This window comes from Paenibacillus foliorum (assembly GCF_013141765.1).
Classification (GTDB): Bacteria; Bacillota; Bacilli; order Paenibacillales; family NBRC-103111; genus Paenibacillus_S; species Paenibacillus_S foliorum.
On the sequence record NZ_WHOD01000045.1, the window covers coordinates 304,794 to 319,699 of the forward strand.

Below are 14,906 nucleotides of genomic sequence, written 5' to 3' on the forward strand. Positions count from 1 at the left end.
CTAAGCTGTCCCGATGCATCTCATTTCTCCCCGCATTATTGAATCTCTACCCTTAGAGCCTCTAATGCTCGAGCCGCCGCATGCTGCTCCGCTTCTTTCTTGGAACGACCGGAGCCTTGTCCCAAAAGAGTATCATTTACGTGTACCTGAGCCACAAACTCACGCTCATGGGCAGGGCCACGCTCATCAACAATCTTGTATTCCAATACACCCATATTATGCTGCTGTGTATATTCCTGTAGGTGAGTTTTGAAATCCACCGTCAACAGCTTTCCTTGATGCGGTAAATTGGGAATCAAATACTTGTGGAGAAACGCCTTTACCACCTCAAGCCCTTGATCCAAATACAAAGCTCCAATGAATGATTCGAATACGTCAGCAAGCAGGGCGGGACGCGTTCTACCGCCTGTCAGTTCTTCACCCTTGCCTAACAACACGTAGGACCCGAAATCCAGTTCCTCTGCAAAGTTAACCAATGACGGTTCACATACAATTGAGGCTCTGAGCTTTGTTAATTCACCTTCGGATCTTTCCGGGTATTTATCGAACAAGTATTCAGATACGGTCAGCTCCAGAACCGCATCACCTAAAAATTCCAAGCGTTCATTATCCTTGTAATTGCTGACGCGGTGCTCATTTACATAGGAGGAGTGAGTAAACGCTTGCCTCAATAGCTCCGGTTTGCGAAAATTTATGTTTAACGCTGCCTGAAGCTGCTTCAGGTTTCGATGCATGCCTTCACCACCTACTCGAACAACCGTTTCAGGATTTCAGTTCCTTAGTTTCAATCACTCGGTGATTTATTATTCTTCGAATTTTTTTAAGATAATCGTTGCGTTATGGCCCCCAAAGCCAAATGAATTAGACATTACAACTTTCAAGTCTGCTTCTCTAGGCTTGTTAGGCACATAGTCCAAATCACATTCTGGATCCTGATTTTCTAGATTAATTGTCGGAGGAATGACACCATTCTTCAAAGCCAAGGCACAAATTAATGCCTCAACGCCTCCGGCAGCACCCAGTAAGTGCCCTGTCATCGATTTAGTCGAGCTGACAGCGACTTTATAGGCATGATCACCTAGTGCGGCTTTAATAGCAATCGTTTCAGAACGGTCTCCTGCAGGAGTTGAAGTCCCATGAGCGTTGATATAATCAAGCTCTTCAGGCGCAATTCCGGCGTCATTAATCGCTTTCTTCATGCAACGAGCTGCTCCGTCCGGATCTGGATCTGTCATATGGTAAGCATCACCGCTCATTCCGTAGCCGATAACTTCTCCATAAATGCGGGCACCACGTTTGGTCGCATGCTCCAATGATTCCAAGATCAATACGCCTGATCCTTCACCCATTACAAAACCATCTCGATCTGTATCAAAAGGTCGACTTGCTCTGGCTGGCTCATCATTGCGAGTTGACATTGCACGCAGCGCACAGAAGCCTGCAACGCCTGTTGGACTAATTGTTGCTTCAGCACCGCCGCAAATCATGACATCCGCATCGCCACGCATGATCATCTTAAAGGAATCACCGATGGAATGCGTTCCTGTTGCACAAGCTGTTACCGCTGTGCTGTTTGGACCCTTAGCACCTGTCAGCATTGAAATTTGACCGGACGCCATATTTGCAATCATCATCGGAATAAAGAACGGACTTACACGCTTAGGTCCTTTTTCCAATAAAATTTTATGCTGCTCTTCCCATGTGGATAAACCACCAATTCCGGAACCAACGCTAACGCCAACTCGTTCTGGATCTGTGTCTTCCTTAACGTTCAATCCAGCATCTTTGAGAGCCATTAAGCTGGCAGCAACAGCAAACTGTACAAAACGGTCCATACGTCTAGCTTCTTTACGATCAAAAAATGGTTCATGGTCAAAATCTTTAATTTCTGCAGCAATTCGTGTAGGATATTCTGTTACATCAAATAATTCAATCATCCCAACACCGGATTTGCCTGCCATCAAATTACTCCAAAATGTTTCCAAATCATGACCCAATGAAGTCATGACGCCCATACCAGTTATGACAACTCTTTGCTTCACCGTAACCCACCTCTATTTAAAATAACAATGTTATGTATTAATCAATAATAATTTGGCACTATTAGCCAACGATTAGGCTGAATGGAGATAAGTCCCGTGTCAAATAAGAAACGGGACTTATACTAACTAAATATGAGATTTTATGTACTCAACTACTTGACCTACAGTAGTTATAGTCTCTGCATCTTCGTCAGAGATTTCCAAATCAAACTCATCTTCTAGTTCCATGACTAATTCTACTACATCTAGAGAATCAGCGCCTAAATCATCCTTAAAAGATGCTTCGAGGGTTACTTCAGCCTCGTCAACACCAAGACGATCGATGACGATACGTTTTACACGATCCAAAACATCGGACATCCGGTTCACCTCCTCCTTTGGTATTATACTGGAGTTATGGACAAATTGCCATAGCAAGCGCAAGCTCCATTAAAAAAAACAAATATTGCAATAATTCAGTGTTGCGCGACATTTCAAATTCCGCTTACATATACATGCCGCCATCAATATGGATGGTTTGACCGGTCATGTAAGAAGCATCCTCCGAAGCCAGGAAACGTACGGCTTTTGCGATATCCTCAGGCTGCCCTAACCGTGCTAGAGGGATTTGCTGCAAAAGCTGAGCACGCATATCCTCCGACAGCTTGTCAGTCATATCGGTCTCGATAAAGCCTGGAGCTACTGCATTGACGGTAATGCCTCGGGAGCTTAGTTCCTTGGCAGCCGCTTTGGTCATACCAATTACACCGGCCTTTGCCGCCACGTAATTGATTTGTCCTGGATTGCCAAGAGTCCCAACCACAGAAGATATATTAATGATCCGACCAGAGCGCTGTTTCATCATCGGGCGGGTAGCTGCTTTAACACAGTTAAATACGCCTTTCAAATTCGTAGCGATAACCTGATCGAATTCATCTTCCTTCATACGCATAATTAAATTATCCCTAGTGATGCCTGCGTTATTCACTAGTATGTCCAGCTTGCCGAAGGTTTCCAGTACAACCTTAAACATATCCTCAACTTCCTGAGAGGAGCTGACATCCGCTTTTATCTTAATAGCTTTGCGACCCATCGCTTCAATCAGACTAACAACCTCAGCGGCTGCCGCCTCACTTCCAGCGTAGTTCACCGCCACATCAGCCCCCGCTTCAGCAAGAGACAGCGCAATTGCACGGCCAATGCCTCGGGAAGCTCCTGTTACCAAAGCTGCCTTTCCAGCTAGCATGTTGCTTCCTCCTTTATATAACCCCCTCCCAAACCCTCCCCGCCGGGAGGGCCCCAAAGGGCTGCCGCCCTCTGGACACCCGCTGAACGCCCGAGAGTTGTTATGTGAAGGAGCGCTTTCGTCCCTAACGGGACACGCTTTACGTTTGATCTCCTGCTTGTTGGAACGCTTTCGTCCTGTCGGACACGCTTTACTTTGAGTTTTCACCCAAACAACTCTCGTCTCGCACCAATTTGCAGTGTAGAGGCTGATCCGATTTCTTACTTGCTCAGCATTAGATCTACAAGTTCATTAAATTGAAAAAAATTCCATAAGCGGGCTTAAACTGAAGGCTCTAGTTGAAATTGTTCGACAGCTTCTTTGCTGTTGATCGAGTATATTTTTACTGAACGATCAATTTTCTTGATCAAACCTGCCAGTACAGTCCCCGAACCGATCTCGACGAAAGTATCCACACCCTGTTCGATCAACCATGCCACGCTATCCTCCCAAAGGACGGAGGAGTGAACCTGATCAACTAGCAGCTCACGAATTTCGTGTGGCTCCAGAACAGGACGCGCTGTCACATTCGCAACGACGGGTACAACTGCGGATTGCATCGGCAATTCGGACAAAACAGCGGATAAGCGGTCAGAAGCCGGTTTCATTAGCGAAGAATGGAAAGGCCCACTCACTTCAAGCGGAATGACCCGCTTAGCACCGATCTCCTTGCCTCTTTCCACAAGAGCCTGAACGCCCTCCTTACTTCCCGAAACGACAATCTGTCCCGGACAATTCAAGTTAGCCAGCTCTACTACGCCGACTTCCTCAGTAATCACTTTACATAACTGCTGCAGTGCATCTCGCTCTGCCCCAAGCACAGCAGCCATAGCGCCTAATCCGCTTGGTACTGCCTGGTCCATAAATTCGCCTCGTGCGCGAACCGTACGGACTGCATCCTCAAAACTGAGCACACCAGCAGCAACAAGTGCACTGTATTCGCCCAAACTGTGGCCAGCGACAAAATCAGGCTGAAGGCCTTTAGCCTTAAAAAGCTCTAAGTAAGCCATACTGGTTGTCAATAAGGCAGGCTGGGTATGATAAGTTATCTTCAATTCAGCTTCAGGTCCATCGAATATGATCGAGGAAAGCGAATAACCCAGAGCTTCATCAGCACGCTCGAATACTTGTTTAGCGGCAGCGTCGGCCTCGTAAATGTCGCGTCCCATTCCAACAGCCTGCGCTCCTTGGCCCGGGAATACGAATGCTACTTTTCCCATTTCAACAGCTCCCTTTACTAATGCTATATGTTAATTACCAAACAATTACAGAAGCTCCCCAAGTCAGGCCACCGCCAAAACCGACAAGAACTAAGCAATCTCCCTCGTTGACTCTTCCTTCTTCCACAGCTTCTGCTAAAGCAATAGGAATAGATGCAGCTGAAACATTGCCGTACTTATGCAAGTTAATCATGCATTTGTCTTCGCTTAGATCAAGTCGGTTTAACGCTGATTGGATAATCCGGATATTAGCTTGGTGTGGAACCAGCAAATCGATGTCGCTCTTGCCCATTCCAGCTTTGCGCAGTGCTTCCTCCGCAGCATTTCCCATGATGCGAACAGCAAATTTAAACACTTCGCTGCCAGCCATATAAATAAAATGCTGTTTATTTTCTATGCTCTGTGGAGAAACCGGACAACGAGAGCCTCCACCTGTTACCTTCAGCAGCTCTCCGCCAGAGCCGTCTGCTCCAAGCTCGAACGACTTAAAGCCACGTCCTTCAGCAACCTCGCCCAGCACCACTGCACCGGCTCCGTCACCAAACAATATGCACGTATTACGATCCGTATAGTCCGTAATTTTGGATAGGCATTCAGCACCAACCACCAAAGCATATTTGTATTGACCCATGGCAATAAAATTGGAGGCATTAGCTAATCCATAAATAAATCCAGAGCACGCCGCTGACAGATCAAAGGCAGCCGCTTTCTTCGCACCAAGCCGGTCCTGCAGCAAACATGCTGTTGAAGGAAAGGACATATCCGGTGTAATGGTAGCGACGATAATTAAATCCAACTGCTCCGCAGTAATTCCAGCCGCTTGCAATGCCTTTAATGACGCTTCGTATGCCAAGTCGGAGGAAGCCTGCTCCGGACTTGAAAGTCTGCGTTCGCGAATCCCTGTACGAGATACGATCCACTCGTCATTTGTTTCAACCATTTGTTCCAATTCTTTATTCGTCAATACCCGATCGGGTACATATTTTCCTGTTCCAATAATGCCTACTGGCAGTAAGCTCATAGATTACAACTCGCTTCCATTACTAATTTCCGTTGAGATGCTTGTTACCAGATCGTTCTGCAATGCAATCCTCGCTTGACGGACAGCATTTTTGATAGCAGTGGCATTGGATGAGCCATGGCTTTTCAACAGCAAACCGTTAATACCTAGAAGCGGTGCTGCACCATGCTCTGTATAATCGAAGCTGCGTCGAAACCGAGTTATACCAGGCTTCAGCACAAGCGCAGCGAGCTTCGTAGCAAAGTTCCGTAGAAACTCTGTTTTTAGTGTAGAAAAGATAACGGATGCCGCTCCCTCTACAGACTTTAGCATAATATTTCCAGCGAATCCATCGCATACAAGTACATCACAGGGTCCTCTAAGTACATCGCGTGATTCCACATTGCCTATGAAATGAATGGGGGCTTGCTCTAAAAGTGGATAAGCCGCTTTGGTCAATTCATTTCCCTTCATCGCTTCCGTACCGACATTCAACAAACCGACTCTAGGCTTTGCTATACCGTGAACCTTATTCCTATAAATGCTGCCCATTATAGCATATTGAAGCAGCTGTTCCGCAGTCGCGTCCATATTAGCGCCCAAATCTAGGGCCAGCATCCCTTTTCCATCAATCGAAGGAATCATAGGAGCAAGTGCAGGGCGGTCAATCCCCTTTATTCGGCCAACCACGAGTAAGCCCGTAGTCATTAAGGCACCCGTATTTCCTGCTGAAATCATTGCATCTGCTTCACGATTATGTACCATGCGTCCTGCCACGACCATGGAGGCATCTTTCTTTCGTCTGACAGCTTTTACCGGTTCATCGTCTGCTTCAATGATTTCAGCCGCGTGAACTACTTCCACATTTTGCGGCTTCCCACCGGCTTGGCTGATGAGCGGCTCAATCTTGGCAGCATCTCCAACCAGAATGAGAGTTATGTCACCCCATTCCTTGGCTGCCTCCAACGCACCAGTTACTACTACATCGGGAGCATTGTCCCCGCCCATTGCATCAATCACTATCCGCATCAGGCTCTCCTCCCTCCGTACGTTCCTTCGCTGAGTGATAAATAATGAAATTCCCTTGAAACACAACTTCTTCACCTACGTAGGTGAAGACTTCCACCTTGGCTTTACCTTTTGTAATCGAGCGTACATAGGCTTTGGCAATACATTTCTCACCAAGTTTAACAGGCCGAACAAAACGGATATCCGCTGCCGCTGTCAAAGCAATCGGATCATTAATTAAAGCGACAGCCAATGAATTGGCCTGAGAAAAAACATGATGTCCGCGCGCGATCTTGGTTCTGGAAAAAACATGCTCATCCTTAATTTCAAACATGGAGATCCCCGTCTTATCCAGCTGCAGATCAATAACATCGCCTATCACCTCATGCAAAGGTAAAGAACGAACCTGATCGTAAGACTGCTCGGCCATCAGCTTGATCCGTTCACGCAGCTCCGGTATCCCAAGCTCCATTCTATCTAGTCGAATCGTTTGAATACTGACCTGAAACGTTCGCATCAATTCATCATCCGTTATAAAAGGATTCTCGTCGATGGCACCGGCCAGCTGCTGCTGACGCTGACGTTTAGGAAGGCGTTCGATAGCAAACACCACCTTTATCATCATTCTTTATTATCCTAGCTGTTAAAATAATCTGTATCTTAGTTTCATACCATATATGAGATATCACTATATCTTATGACCAAGTAATAAGAGATAGTATAATGGATTGCTATAGAAAAGGGAAGCAAAATCATGCCTGAAAAGCGATAAAAAAAATAGTACCTCACCCTAGGATGAAGTACTATCGTTTTGGTTTGAGAGAAATTATTGCTTGATGATCTCTCTTTTCTTGTACGATCCACACACTTTGCATACGCGGTGAGCCAATTTCAATTCACCACAACTATCACACTTCACCATGCCTGGTACTACCAATTTAAAGTGAGTACGGCGCTTGTCGCGACGTGTCTTGGATGTTCTTCTTTGAGGTACTGCCATATATATCCCACCTCCTTCAACGAATTCACAACACCATAAAGCTTATTCCTTAAAAAAGTCCGCTAATCCGGCGAGCCTTGGATCCGTAGTATCCTGCTTGCAGCCGCAAGCATGTTCATTACGGTTCGTTCCACACACCGGACATAATCCTTGGCAATCTTCACCGCACAGCGGTACTAACGGTAAAGCCAGCACAACATTTTCTAACACATAGGGAAGCAATTCTATCTTCTCATCCTTGACGTAATGAATTTCTTCATTTTCATGATAATCATCTTCATGATATTCAAATTCATCATCGTCATCCGGTTTCGACTCATCTGCAGCTCGGGCAAACGTTTCATGAAAAGGAATCTCGTGCTTTTGCTTTACCGGAACCAAACATCGGGAACAAGGCTGCTCCACTTCGATGCTCAATTCTCCAGTTACTTCAGCCACTTCACCTTGATATTGCGCATGCAGCTTAACATGCAGCGGACCAAAGCCCAGTAAATCGTTGCGTTGCATAAAAACATCGGTCAAATCGACAACTTCATCAATATGTACCGTGTCAGCTTTTTGTGCCAACTCTCTTAAACGAATGAACATGAGTATCACCCCAAACAAACAAAGATTATTATAGCGATAATCCTTACATTTTGTCAAGATTTTCAGATCATGCTATAGTGAAAATTATTCAATTCTAACTTACCCATAGACAATGGAAGGAGCATATTATGAAAACCGTCGGCTTGATTGTTGAATACAACCCTTTACATAACGGTCACTATTATCATTTCCAACAGTCCAAAAAAAGCTCAGGCGCTGATGCCGTAATTGCCGTAATGAGCGGTCATTTCCTACAGCGAGGCGAACCGGCAATGGTTGGCAAATGGGCTCGGACCGAAATGGCGCTGCGCATGGGCGTTGATCTCGTAATTGAGCTGCCTATTGCGTACTCCACTCAGCCGGCTGAATGGTTTGCATACGGAGCCGTTTCCGCGCTTGATGCGACTGGAGTAGTTGACAGCCTATGCTTCGGCAGCGAAAGCGGTGACATACGCTCTCTGCATACCATTGCCGCGGCTATGCATGAAGAATCGACCGCCTTCCATACTCTGCTCCAGCATGAGCTTAAAGCAGGACTATCTTACCCAGCGGCATACGGAAGAGCAGTTGCCTCTTACCTACCTGGGATTGACGCGACAGAGCTCGCCAAGCCTAATAATACGCTTGGCCTGCATTATTTGATCGCGCTGCGTAGGCTACAGAGCCGAATAGAGCCACTAACTATTATCCGTCAGAAGGCAGAGTATAATCAACAAGATATTACGGACGCTGCCATTGCCAGCGCTACCGCTCTGCGACATATGCTGTTTGAGAAGAAAGCATTAGCGGAGATCGCATCATTCGTGCCTGAGGGCACCATGAACGTCCTCAGGCACGAATGGGAAGCAGGACGCGCTCCTATGAGCTGGGAGCACTATGCCAAGCCTCTGCTGCTTCAGCTGCTGCATCACAGCCCTGCCCAGCTTTCCATGTTTCACGAGGTTACAGAGGGGCTTGAGTACCGCATCAAACAGGCACTGCCTCAATTATCTGGCCCAACCGACCTTGTAGAGAAACTGATAACACTGCTTAAAACAAAACGTTATACACGTACCAAGCTCCAGCGGATGCTTCTGCGTATCCTCCTAAATCACTCGAAAGAGCAGCTATCTCCGAGCGTTCTTGGACAAGGGGTTCCCTACTTGCGTATACTCGGGTTTAGCAATAAAGGACAAGAGCTGCTAAAAAGAATGAAAACAACAGCCCGTGTTCCAATAGTTACTAAAGTATCTGCATTATCTAATCCTTCGCCCCTATTAGAGTTGGATATTCAAGCCACCTCCATATACGCACTGGGATATGCATCCGCTTCTAACCAAGATTTTTTCCGGGATTACTATGAACCTCCGGTTCGAATAGAGCCATAGAAATAACTGTGAAATATAAAACACATCTATGAAAACTTCAATTTGTCATTGCCTTCGTTTGGTCATAGATGTGTTTCAATCCTTCAACTCGCTTTTGTAGACTTCTCGGGCAAAGATTTCAAATACTGCAGCGCATCATCCATATTGCCGACTGGCACTATTTTCATAGACGTATTAATATCCTTTGCCCGCTTTACCGCATCGGAATAATTAGGAATTTTTTCCCCTTTCGGGGTTATATAATCCTTCGGTGCAAAAAATATTTCCGCACCTGCCTTATCCGCAGCAATTATTTTATGCTGAATACCACCGATAACCCCTACAGTCCCTTTATCATCAATGGTTCCAGTACCTGCAATTTTATAGCCTTTTGTAATATCATCGGTACTTAGACGATTAAATATTTCCAGAGAGAACATCAGACCCGCTGATGGCCCGCCGATTTCCCCAGCTTTGATTGTAACCTGCTTGTCCCCATTATTCGCCTTGACACTTTGAACATTAGCAGGAACAACGCCTAATCCTACACGTCGATCCTCATCTTTCACAGGAGCAGCCCCTTTCTCAAGAGGGAGCAGCGCTAGCTTGATCTGAGCCGTTCGGGTAACATTTTTCCTTTTGTAGGCAATAGTTACTGTGTCTCCAGGCTTTTTACCTTTTAGCTGCTTCTGTATATCCTCACTTAACTGAATCGGATTATCATCCACTTTTACAATGTAATCGCCTGCCTCCAATATCCCCGATGCCGGGAAATCCTTGTAAATTTGCATGATAACAACACCGTCATTACTAATATGATAAGGTATGTCCAACATATGATATGCAGCTTGAATGGCAGTGTACTGCGATGTCAGCATACTGACTTCTTGACGTTGTGTATATTCCTGCTCCGATTCATTATCTCGCAGCAGCTCTGTTTTTCTGCGAAGCTCATCGTACGGACGAACGAAAGACATTAAATATCCGAACACTGAAGCATCACTAACTCGAACCGTTGTGAGCATGAAGGCTCCCCGCTTCTCTGATCCATTAGGTTTCACTTGCACCATCGGTTGAATCGTTTCTGCGGTACCCGCTGAAAAAATAAACAGCGGCAGGGGCATAAAATAGACGCCATATACCAATGCAATTGCAATAAATACGGATACAATAATCCTTGAAGCACGTTTCAATTCTCTTGCTTCTCCCACATAAATTCCCCCTCAACCGCTTGTGCAAGTTATCAGTGCTAGTATTGCCCGCATGGTTGATTCCTTTGGCTTGGTCTAAACTATTCGGACAAAGCGTAAACATGTACCATCCTGTCATACGGAGTTGGTCCTCATGGTTCGCTTGAGAATGATATCCTCTGGGCGCTTAACCACCCTGGTGTTAGGGTGCCTAGCTTTACTGCTAGTCATATGTATCATAGTATTCCCCGATCAAGCGTTCCAATCATCGCTACAGGGGCTGACCATCTGGTGGAAGCTGGTATTCCCCGCTCTGCTTCCATTTCTAATTATTACTGAAATTCTTCGTGGCATGGGTATCTTACATGGACTAGGGGCACTTCTGGAACCGCTCTTGCGTTTGCTGTTCAAGCTTCCCGGAATTGGCGGTTGGGCTATTGCCATAGGCTTGACCGCTGGTACACCAAGTGGAGTCATTGCTGTAGGCGGACTCCGACGCGACAAGCTCGTTACGAGAAGTGAAGCTGAACGATTGCTGACCTTGAGTCATGTGCTCAGCCCTGTTTTTCTTATTACGGTTGTCGGAGTCGGTTTCCTGCAGAATGCAAAGGCTGGACTTGTATTAGCTATTCTTCATTATGGTTCCGTTATTTTGATCGCCATATTTCAAAGGTTTTCATATGTTCGCACCATCGCTGAGCCTGAGGTTGTAGCTAATCGTCGTGCAGAAGCGCGATCCCAACCTAGAAAAGGAGGACTGCTAAACAAAAGCGTCGCAGCCCTTCAGAAAGCGCAAGCTGCGGACGGACGGACCTTTGGCAAGCTGCTTGGCGATTCCGTTGTTCTCTCCGTTCAGCACCTTATGGCTGTAGGGGGAATAATTATGATATTTTCCGTACTCACTCACGCTGTTTCCATAAGCCAAATAATCCCGTTTACAACTATGATGCTCTCTAACCTAGGACTCGATTCTGCTTCTAAGTTGGAACAGTTGCTATCCACTGTCATGCCTGGCTTATTCGAAGCGCATTTAGGAGCTTATACGATTGGTCAAAGCTTGCTATTTTCTGATTCTTGGCATTACGCTGTTTTAAGCGCGCTTTTTGCTTGGGGTGGATTATCCTCCCATGCTCAAGTTAAAAGCTTTACATTAGGCACAGATATCCGTTACTCAGCATTTTTACGCACGCGGCTGCTTCATGCTATCGTTGCCTTTGTTTGTACGTGCGCATTCTGGCAGCCCCTAGTTAATTGGATCGAACAATCAACTTCACCGGTTTTTAGGTCAGTTACAAATGAAGCCTCTGTGGGAGTAAACATCAACGAACTTAGTTTGTGGTCACTACTTAGCCCGATGATGCTATGGTTCTGCTGCATCGTGATCTTAATGCTGTTCTTATCTGTATTTACGGCATTTGCATTTCGTCATAATGATCTAACCCCACACAATAACAAACGCTAGTTAGCTAGGTGCGAGCATATTTACGGTGAAGCGCTTTTTCCACCTCTACAGGCACTAAATCGCCAACAGGTCCATGGAACCGGGCCACTTCTTTAACTATACTGGAGCTTAAATACGAATACATAGGAGTCGATGTCATAAAAAAGGTCTCAATGTTCTCATCCAGCTTTTGATTCGTTGAGGCCATTTGCAATTCATATTCAAAATCAGATACTGCCCGCAAGCCGCGCACAATGAGGTGCGCATTTTTATCTTTCATATAATTGATTAATAGGTCGCGAAAGCTATCGATCTCTACATTAGGCAAATCACTGGTTACTTTCTGAAGAAGCTCTGTCCGTTCCTCTACAGTAAAAAGAGGGTTTTTGCTAGTATTGTTCAAAACCGCGACAATTAATTTGTCGAAAACTTTCGCCGATCTGCGAATAATATCCAAATGTCCATTAGTTACAGGATCAAAGCTCCCAGGATACACGGCTATTTTCATTCCGAAATGTTCTTGTGACATGTACTATTCCAACTCTCCTCTTAACTTTACCCACTAATCTTGTGCTTTGTATTTGTAAATTGTGACCGCTGTTTCCCCATATTCGGCTCTCCGCACCCAGTGCAGCCGGCCGATAGGCTCTTGGTATACATCCTCGGTGTCATGCTCCATTACAATGGTCGCACCTTCGTTCAGCATATTTGCCTTATCCAGCTGCTCGACTAAATCTTGAACCACTTTCAATCGATAAGGCGGATCCAAAAATACAAGATCAAATTTCACTTCTCTTTTAATTAAGGCTTTAATCGCTCTCACTGCATCGTTACGGTAAATTTCCGCCTGCTCCTTAAACCCTGACGCCTCCAAATTATGCCGAATGATGTCGATGCTTTTCTTGTCGATATCCGTTAACACAGCACGCTCCATCCCTCGACTGAGCGCTTCTATACTTAATCCGCCCGTTCCGGCGAACAAGTCAAGTACTTGTCCCCCATCAAAATAAGGGCCGATCATGCTAAAAATCGCCTCCTTAACCTTATCGGTTGTCGGACGCGTCCCTGTACCAGGTACAGCCTTCAACGGCCTCCCCTTAGCACTACCTGAAATGACTCTCATGCTTTTCCACCTTCTACTGGATAGTATTACTATCCTACCATAAACGGAAAGTTTTGCACAAAACTTTGTCATATTCATGTATATTTTCCCACAAATATGTTCATCCTTATTGTATCGACATCCGAAAATGTCGTAGACAACCGCGGAGAAGACTTACGTTCCCCATAAGTTCTTCGTCCGGTTTCTCCTCTCCCATGAAGGGCACTCGAAAGAGTGCCCGAATTTATTTATTTCACACTTCCTTTAAAACCCTTTGTTATCAAGGCTTTATACTTGTTTTTCGAATTTGTATCCTTACTATTTTAATAATATTTTCATTACTTGATCACGGATTGATCACAGAAATATTTAGATAGTATCAGATTACTTCCTAATAATATGTACTAATTTTAACACAAGCAAAAGCCCTAGAGCTTGCTCAAGGACTTTGTACTTTCATGAACATACACTCGTTTGATCGCCGATCTATTGAATGTGCACTTATCCGTACGTGAATCCAGTTTCAGTGATCAACCCCATACTAGCCCGGATGGTCAGGGTATTTAAAAGTAGATTTACATCTTCATCTTAAGCGTGCGGATCCTTATTAGTCCAAGGACCTCCATCGTGGGAGTTCTTGTTCCCATTCTTGAAAGACACGCAACACCATCGTGGGGTTCGACTTTTCAATATCCTGGAGTATCTAATTCAACCTTCAACACATCCTTGAAATCAATCAACTCCCAGTCTGCCCCAATATCCACTTTAATGAGATGTGTCCGTGGGTTTATCCAATCTACAACGCCATTGATCTGCCGATTACCGTATTCCTTAAATACTGTTATCCTAGCTTGGAGTGTATGTAACATTGAGGATCTAAGGCGGCCATACAATTCCTGCTGTTCCTCCTCCGTCAACTCAGGCTTGGTCTGTTTGTTCTTCTGCTCATAATGTTGATTAATCCTGTCCTTGTGTTCGGGCAGCATCATTCGGCTGCTTTCCCACCTTCCGTTTCCTTCAAGCTTTTTTCCCATTTCTGACGTCACCCTCCATTTAATGTGATCCCCCAGTATTGACTACCCTTTTCTAAAAGTTCCGTCCTTACCTTCTCCCACTGGAGCAAAAGATTATGATCGTAGCCGCGGCATTTGAACCTGGCCTGTATTCCTTCCGCTGCGCGAACTTCTTCAATAATCTTAATACCTCGCTTGCGCAGCTCTGCCTTCAATTCCATTAACTCAGAGTGGGCACTATCCTGTGCCTTTCCAAGACTCATGACATAAAGAATATTTAGCTTCAGCTTAACTTGATTCATCTGATTAATATCACGTTGAAGCACATCAAGCATGACAGGTAAGATAATCCCCATCTTGACTAATTGAAGTTCGCCAGGTGTAAGTAATGGTGCTTTTTTCGATTGTGTCACGAACACCGCCTCCAAAATAAGAACATGTGTTTGTATATTATCCAGAATAGCGAACATTCATTCGTATTTCAAGAGGGATTTTTTTCAAACAGTTGAACGCGATTACCCTAATTTCCCATGTATAACCCAGTTATTTCATCGAATACTACTATTGCACCAATGAAAAGGAGTGATTACCAAATGGCAAACAATAATTCTTTAGTCGTACAACAAGCACAGGCAGCTATCAATCAACTGAAGTATGAAGTGGCCCAAGAGTTAGGTATTCAATTATCTCCA

Annotated in this window: 18 protein-coding genes; 3 read left to right on the forward strand and 15 right to left on the reverse strand. The window is 45.2% G+C overall.

The window, feature by feature from the left end; translation table 11 throughout:
* Positions 1–35: 35 nt before the first annotated feature.
* From rnc to GC093_RS09760, 10 genes are all read right to left on the reverse strand, one after another.
* A complete protein-coding gene (rnc, locus tag GC093_RS09715) occupies positions 36–734 on the reverse strand; it encodes a ribonuclease III (protein WP_171651654.1) in 699 nt (232 codons plus the stop codon).
* A 69-nt stretch (positions 735–803) separates the two neighbouring features.
* Positions 804–2,042: a beta-ketoacyl-ACP synthase II gene (gene fabF / locus GC093_RS09720; RefSeq protein WP_171651655.1), complete on the reverse strand. Its 1,239-nt coding sequence runs from the start codon at positions 2,040–2,042 to the stop codon at positions 804–806.
* Positions 2,043–2,168: 126 nt separating this feature from the next.
* Positions 2,169–2,402 (reverse strand): acyl carrier protein, encoded by a 234-nt coding sequence (locus GC093_RS09725; RefSeq protein WP_171651656.1) that lies wholly within the window; start codon positions 2,400–2,402, stop codon positions 2,169–2,171.
* A gap of 124 nt (positions 2,403–2,526) precedes the next feature.
* Positions 2,527–3,267, reverse strand: a complete 741-nt coding sequence (gene fabG, locus GC093_RS09730) for a 3-oxoacyl-[acyl-carrier-protein] reductase (protein ID WP_171651657.1) — start codon at positions 3,265–3,267, stop codon at positions 2,527–2,529.
* 320 nt (positions 3,268–3,587) lie between these two features.
* Positions 3,588–4,526, reverse strand: coding sequence for an ACP S-malonyltransferase (gene fabD, locus GC093_RS09735; protein WP_171651658.1), 939 nt, complete (start codon positions 4,524–4,526; stop codon positions 3,588–3,590).
* 34 nt (positions 4,527–4,560) lie between these two features.
* Positions 4,561–5,547, reverse strand: a complete 987-nt coding sequence (locus tag GC093_RS09740) for a beta-ketoacyl-ACP synthase III (protein WP_281365214.1) — start codon at positions 5,545–5,547, stop codon at positions 4,561–4,563.
* A gap of 3 nt (positions 5,548–5,550) precedes the next feature.
* Complete coding sequence (gene plsX / locus GC093_RS09745; protein WP_171651659.1) at positions 5,551–6,555, reverse strand: phosphate acyltransferase PlsX; 1,005 nt, start codon at positions 6,553–6,555, stop codon at positions 5,551–5,553.
* Positions 6,539–7,159, reverse strand: a complete 621-nt coding sequence (gene fapR / locus GC093_RS09750) for a transcription factor FapR (RefSeq protein ID WP_246313957.1) — start codon at positions 7,157–7,159, stop codon at positions 6,539–6,541. Before fapR ends, plsX begins: the two co-directional genes overlap by 17 nt.
* Before the next feature lie 201 nt (positions 7,160–7,360).
* On the reverse strand, positions 7,361–7,534 hold the full coding sequence (gene rpmF, locus GC093_RS09755) for a 50S ribosomal protein L32 (protein ID WP_171651660.1): 174 nt from the start codon (positions 7,532–7,534) through the stop codon (positions 7,361–7,363).
* A gap of 42 nt (positions 7,535–7,576) precedes the next feature.
* Positions 7,577–8,122 carry a YceD family protein gene (locus GC093_RS09760; protein ID WP_171651661.1) on the reverse strand — a complete coding sequence of 182 codons (546 nt, stop codon included), beginning with the start codon at positions 8,120–8,122 and terminating at the stop codon, positions 7,577–7,579.
* Between the two features lie 128 nt (positions 8,123–8,250).
* Here GC093_RS09760 and GC093_RS09765 point away from each other — a divergent pair, with 128 nt between their 5' ends.
* On the forward strand, positions 8,251–9,489 hold the full coding sequence (locus GC093_RS09765; RefSeq protein ID WP_171651662.1) for a nucleotidyltransferase: 1,239 nt from the start codon (positions 8,251–8,253) through the stop codon (positions 9,487–9,489).
* An 83-nt stretch (positions 9,490–9,572) separates the two neighbouring features.
* Here GC093_RS09765 and GC093_RS09770 read toward each other — a convergent pair whose 3' ends face one another.
* A complete protein-coding gene (locus GC093_RS09770) occupies positions 9,573–10,679 on the reverse strand; it encodes a SepM family pheromone-processing serine protease (protein WP_171651663.1) in 1,107 nt (368 codons plus the stop codon).
* A 133-nt stretch (positions 10,680–10,812) separates the two neighbouring features.
* Here GC093_RS09770 and GC093_RS09775 point away from each other — a divergent pair, with 133 nt between their 5' ends.
* Complete coding sequence (locus tag GC093_RS09775) at positions 10,813–12,120, forward strand: nucleoside recognition domain-containing protein (protein WP_171651664.1); 1,308 nt, start codon at positions 10,813–10,815, stop codon at positions 12,118–12,120.
* A 4-nt stretch (positions 12,121–12,124) separates the two neighbouring features.
* On the opposite strand, the gene coaD is transcribed toward GC093_RS09775, so the two are convergent.
* The 4 genes from coaD to GC093_RS09795 form a co-directional block, all read right to left on the reverse strand.
* Complete coding sequence (coaD, locus tag GC093_RS09780) at positions 12,125–12,628, reverse strand: pantetheine-phosphate adenylyltransferase (RefSeq protein WP_171651665.1); 504 nt, start codon at positions 12,626–12,628, stop codon at positions 12,125–12,127.
* 33 nt (positions 12,629–12,661) lie between these two features.
* Entirely contained in the window at positions 12,662–13,222 is a 561-nt protein-coding gene (gene rsmD / locus GC093_RS09785; protein ID WP_171651666.1) for a 16S rRNA (guanine(966)-N(2))-methyltransferase RsmD, read from the reverse strand.
* Between the two features lie 665 nt (positions 13,223–13,887).
* Complete coding sequence (locus tag GC093_RS09790; RefSeq protein WP_171651667.1) at positions 13,888–14,235, reverse strand: YolD-like family protein; 348 nt, start codon at positions 14,233–14,235, stop codon at positions 13,888–13,890.
* A gap of 8 nt (positions 14,236–14,243) precedes the next feature.
* Entirely contained in the window at positions 14,244–14,627 is a 384-nt protein-coding gene (locus GC093_RS09795; RefSeq protein ID WP_171651668.1) for a YhjD family protein, read from the reverse strand.
* A 180-nt stretch (positions 14,628–14,807) separates the two neighbouring features.
* Between GC093_RS09795 and GC093_RS09800 the strand changes: the two genes are divergently transcribed.
* A partial coding sequence (locus tag GC093_RS09800) for a small, acid-soluble spore protein, alpha/beta type (RefSeq protein WP_171651669.1) occupies positions 14,808–14,906 on the forward strand: 99 nt, incomplete at its 3' end.

Coding starts and splice junctions, on each gene's coding strand:
- GC093_RS09765 (WP_171651662.1), top strand. CDS start 8,251: ATGAAAACCGTCGGCTTGATTGTTGAATACAACCCTTTACATAACGGT.
- rnc (WP_171651654.1), bottom strand. CDS start 734: ATGCATCGAAACCTGAAGCAGCTTCAGGCAGCGTTAAACATAAATTTT.
- GC093_RS09760 (WP_171651661.1), bottom strand. CDS start 8,122: ATGTTCATTCGTTTAAGAGAGTTGGCACAAAAAGCTGACACGGTACAT.
- GC093_RS09725 (WP_171651656.1), bottom strand. CDS start 2,402: ATGTCCGATGTTTTGGATCGTGTAAAACGTATCGTCATCGATCGTCTT.
- GC093_RS09775 (WP_171651664.1), top strand. CDS start 10,813: ATGGTTCGCTTGAGAATGATATCCTCTGGGCGCTTAACCACCCTGGTG.
- fapR (WP_246313957.1), bottom strand. CDS start 7,159: ATGATGATAAAGGTGGTGTTTGCTATCGAACGCCTTCCTAAACGTCAG.
- GC093_RS09740 (WP_281365214.1), bottom strand. CDS start 5,547: ATGAGCTTACTGCCAGTAGGCATTATTGGAACAGGAAAATATGTACCC.
- fabD (WP_171651658.1), bottom strand. CDS start 4,526: ATGGGAAAAGTAGCATTCGTATTCCCGGGCCAAGGAGCGCAGGCTGTT.
- coaD (WP_171651665.1), bottom strand. CDS start 12,628: ATGTCACAAGAACATTTCGGAATGAAAATAGCCGTGTATCCTGGGAGC.
- plsX (WP_171651659.1), bottom strand. CDS start 6,555: ATGCGGATAGTGATTGATGCAATGGGCGGGGACAATGCTCCCGATGTA.
- rsmD (WP_171651666.1), bottom strand. CDS start 13,222: ATGAGAGTCATTTCAGGTAGTGCTAAGGGGAGGCCGTTGAAGGCTGTA.
- fabG (WP_171651657.1), bottom strand. CDS start 3,267: ATGCTAGCTGGAAAGGCAGCTTTGGTAACAGGAGCTTCCCGAGGCATT.
- GC093_RS09790 (WP_171651667.1), bottom strand. CDS start 14,235: ATGGGAAAAAAGCTTGAAGGAAACGGAAGGTGGGAAAGCAGCCGAATG.
- rpmF (WP_171651660.1), bottom strand. CDS start 7,534: ATGGCAGTACCTCAAAGAAGAACATCCAAGACACGTCGCGACAAGCGC.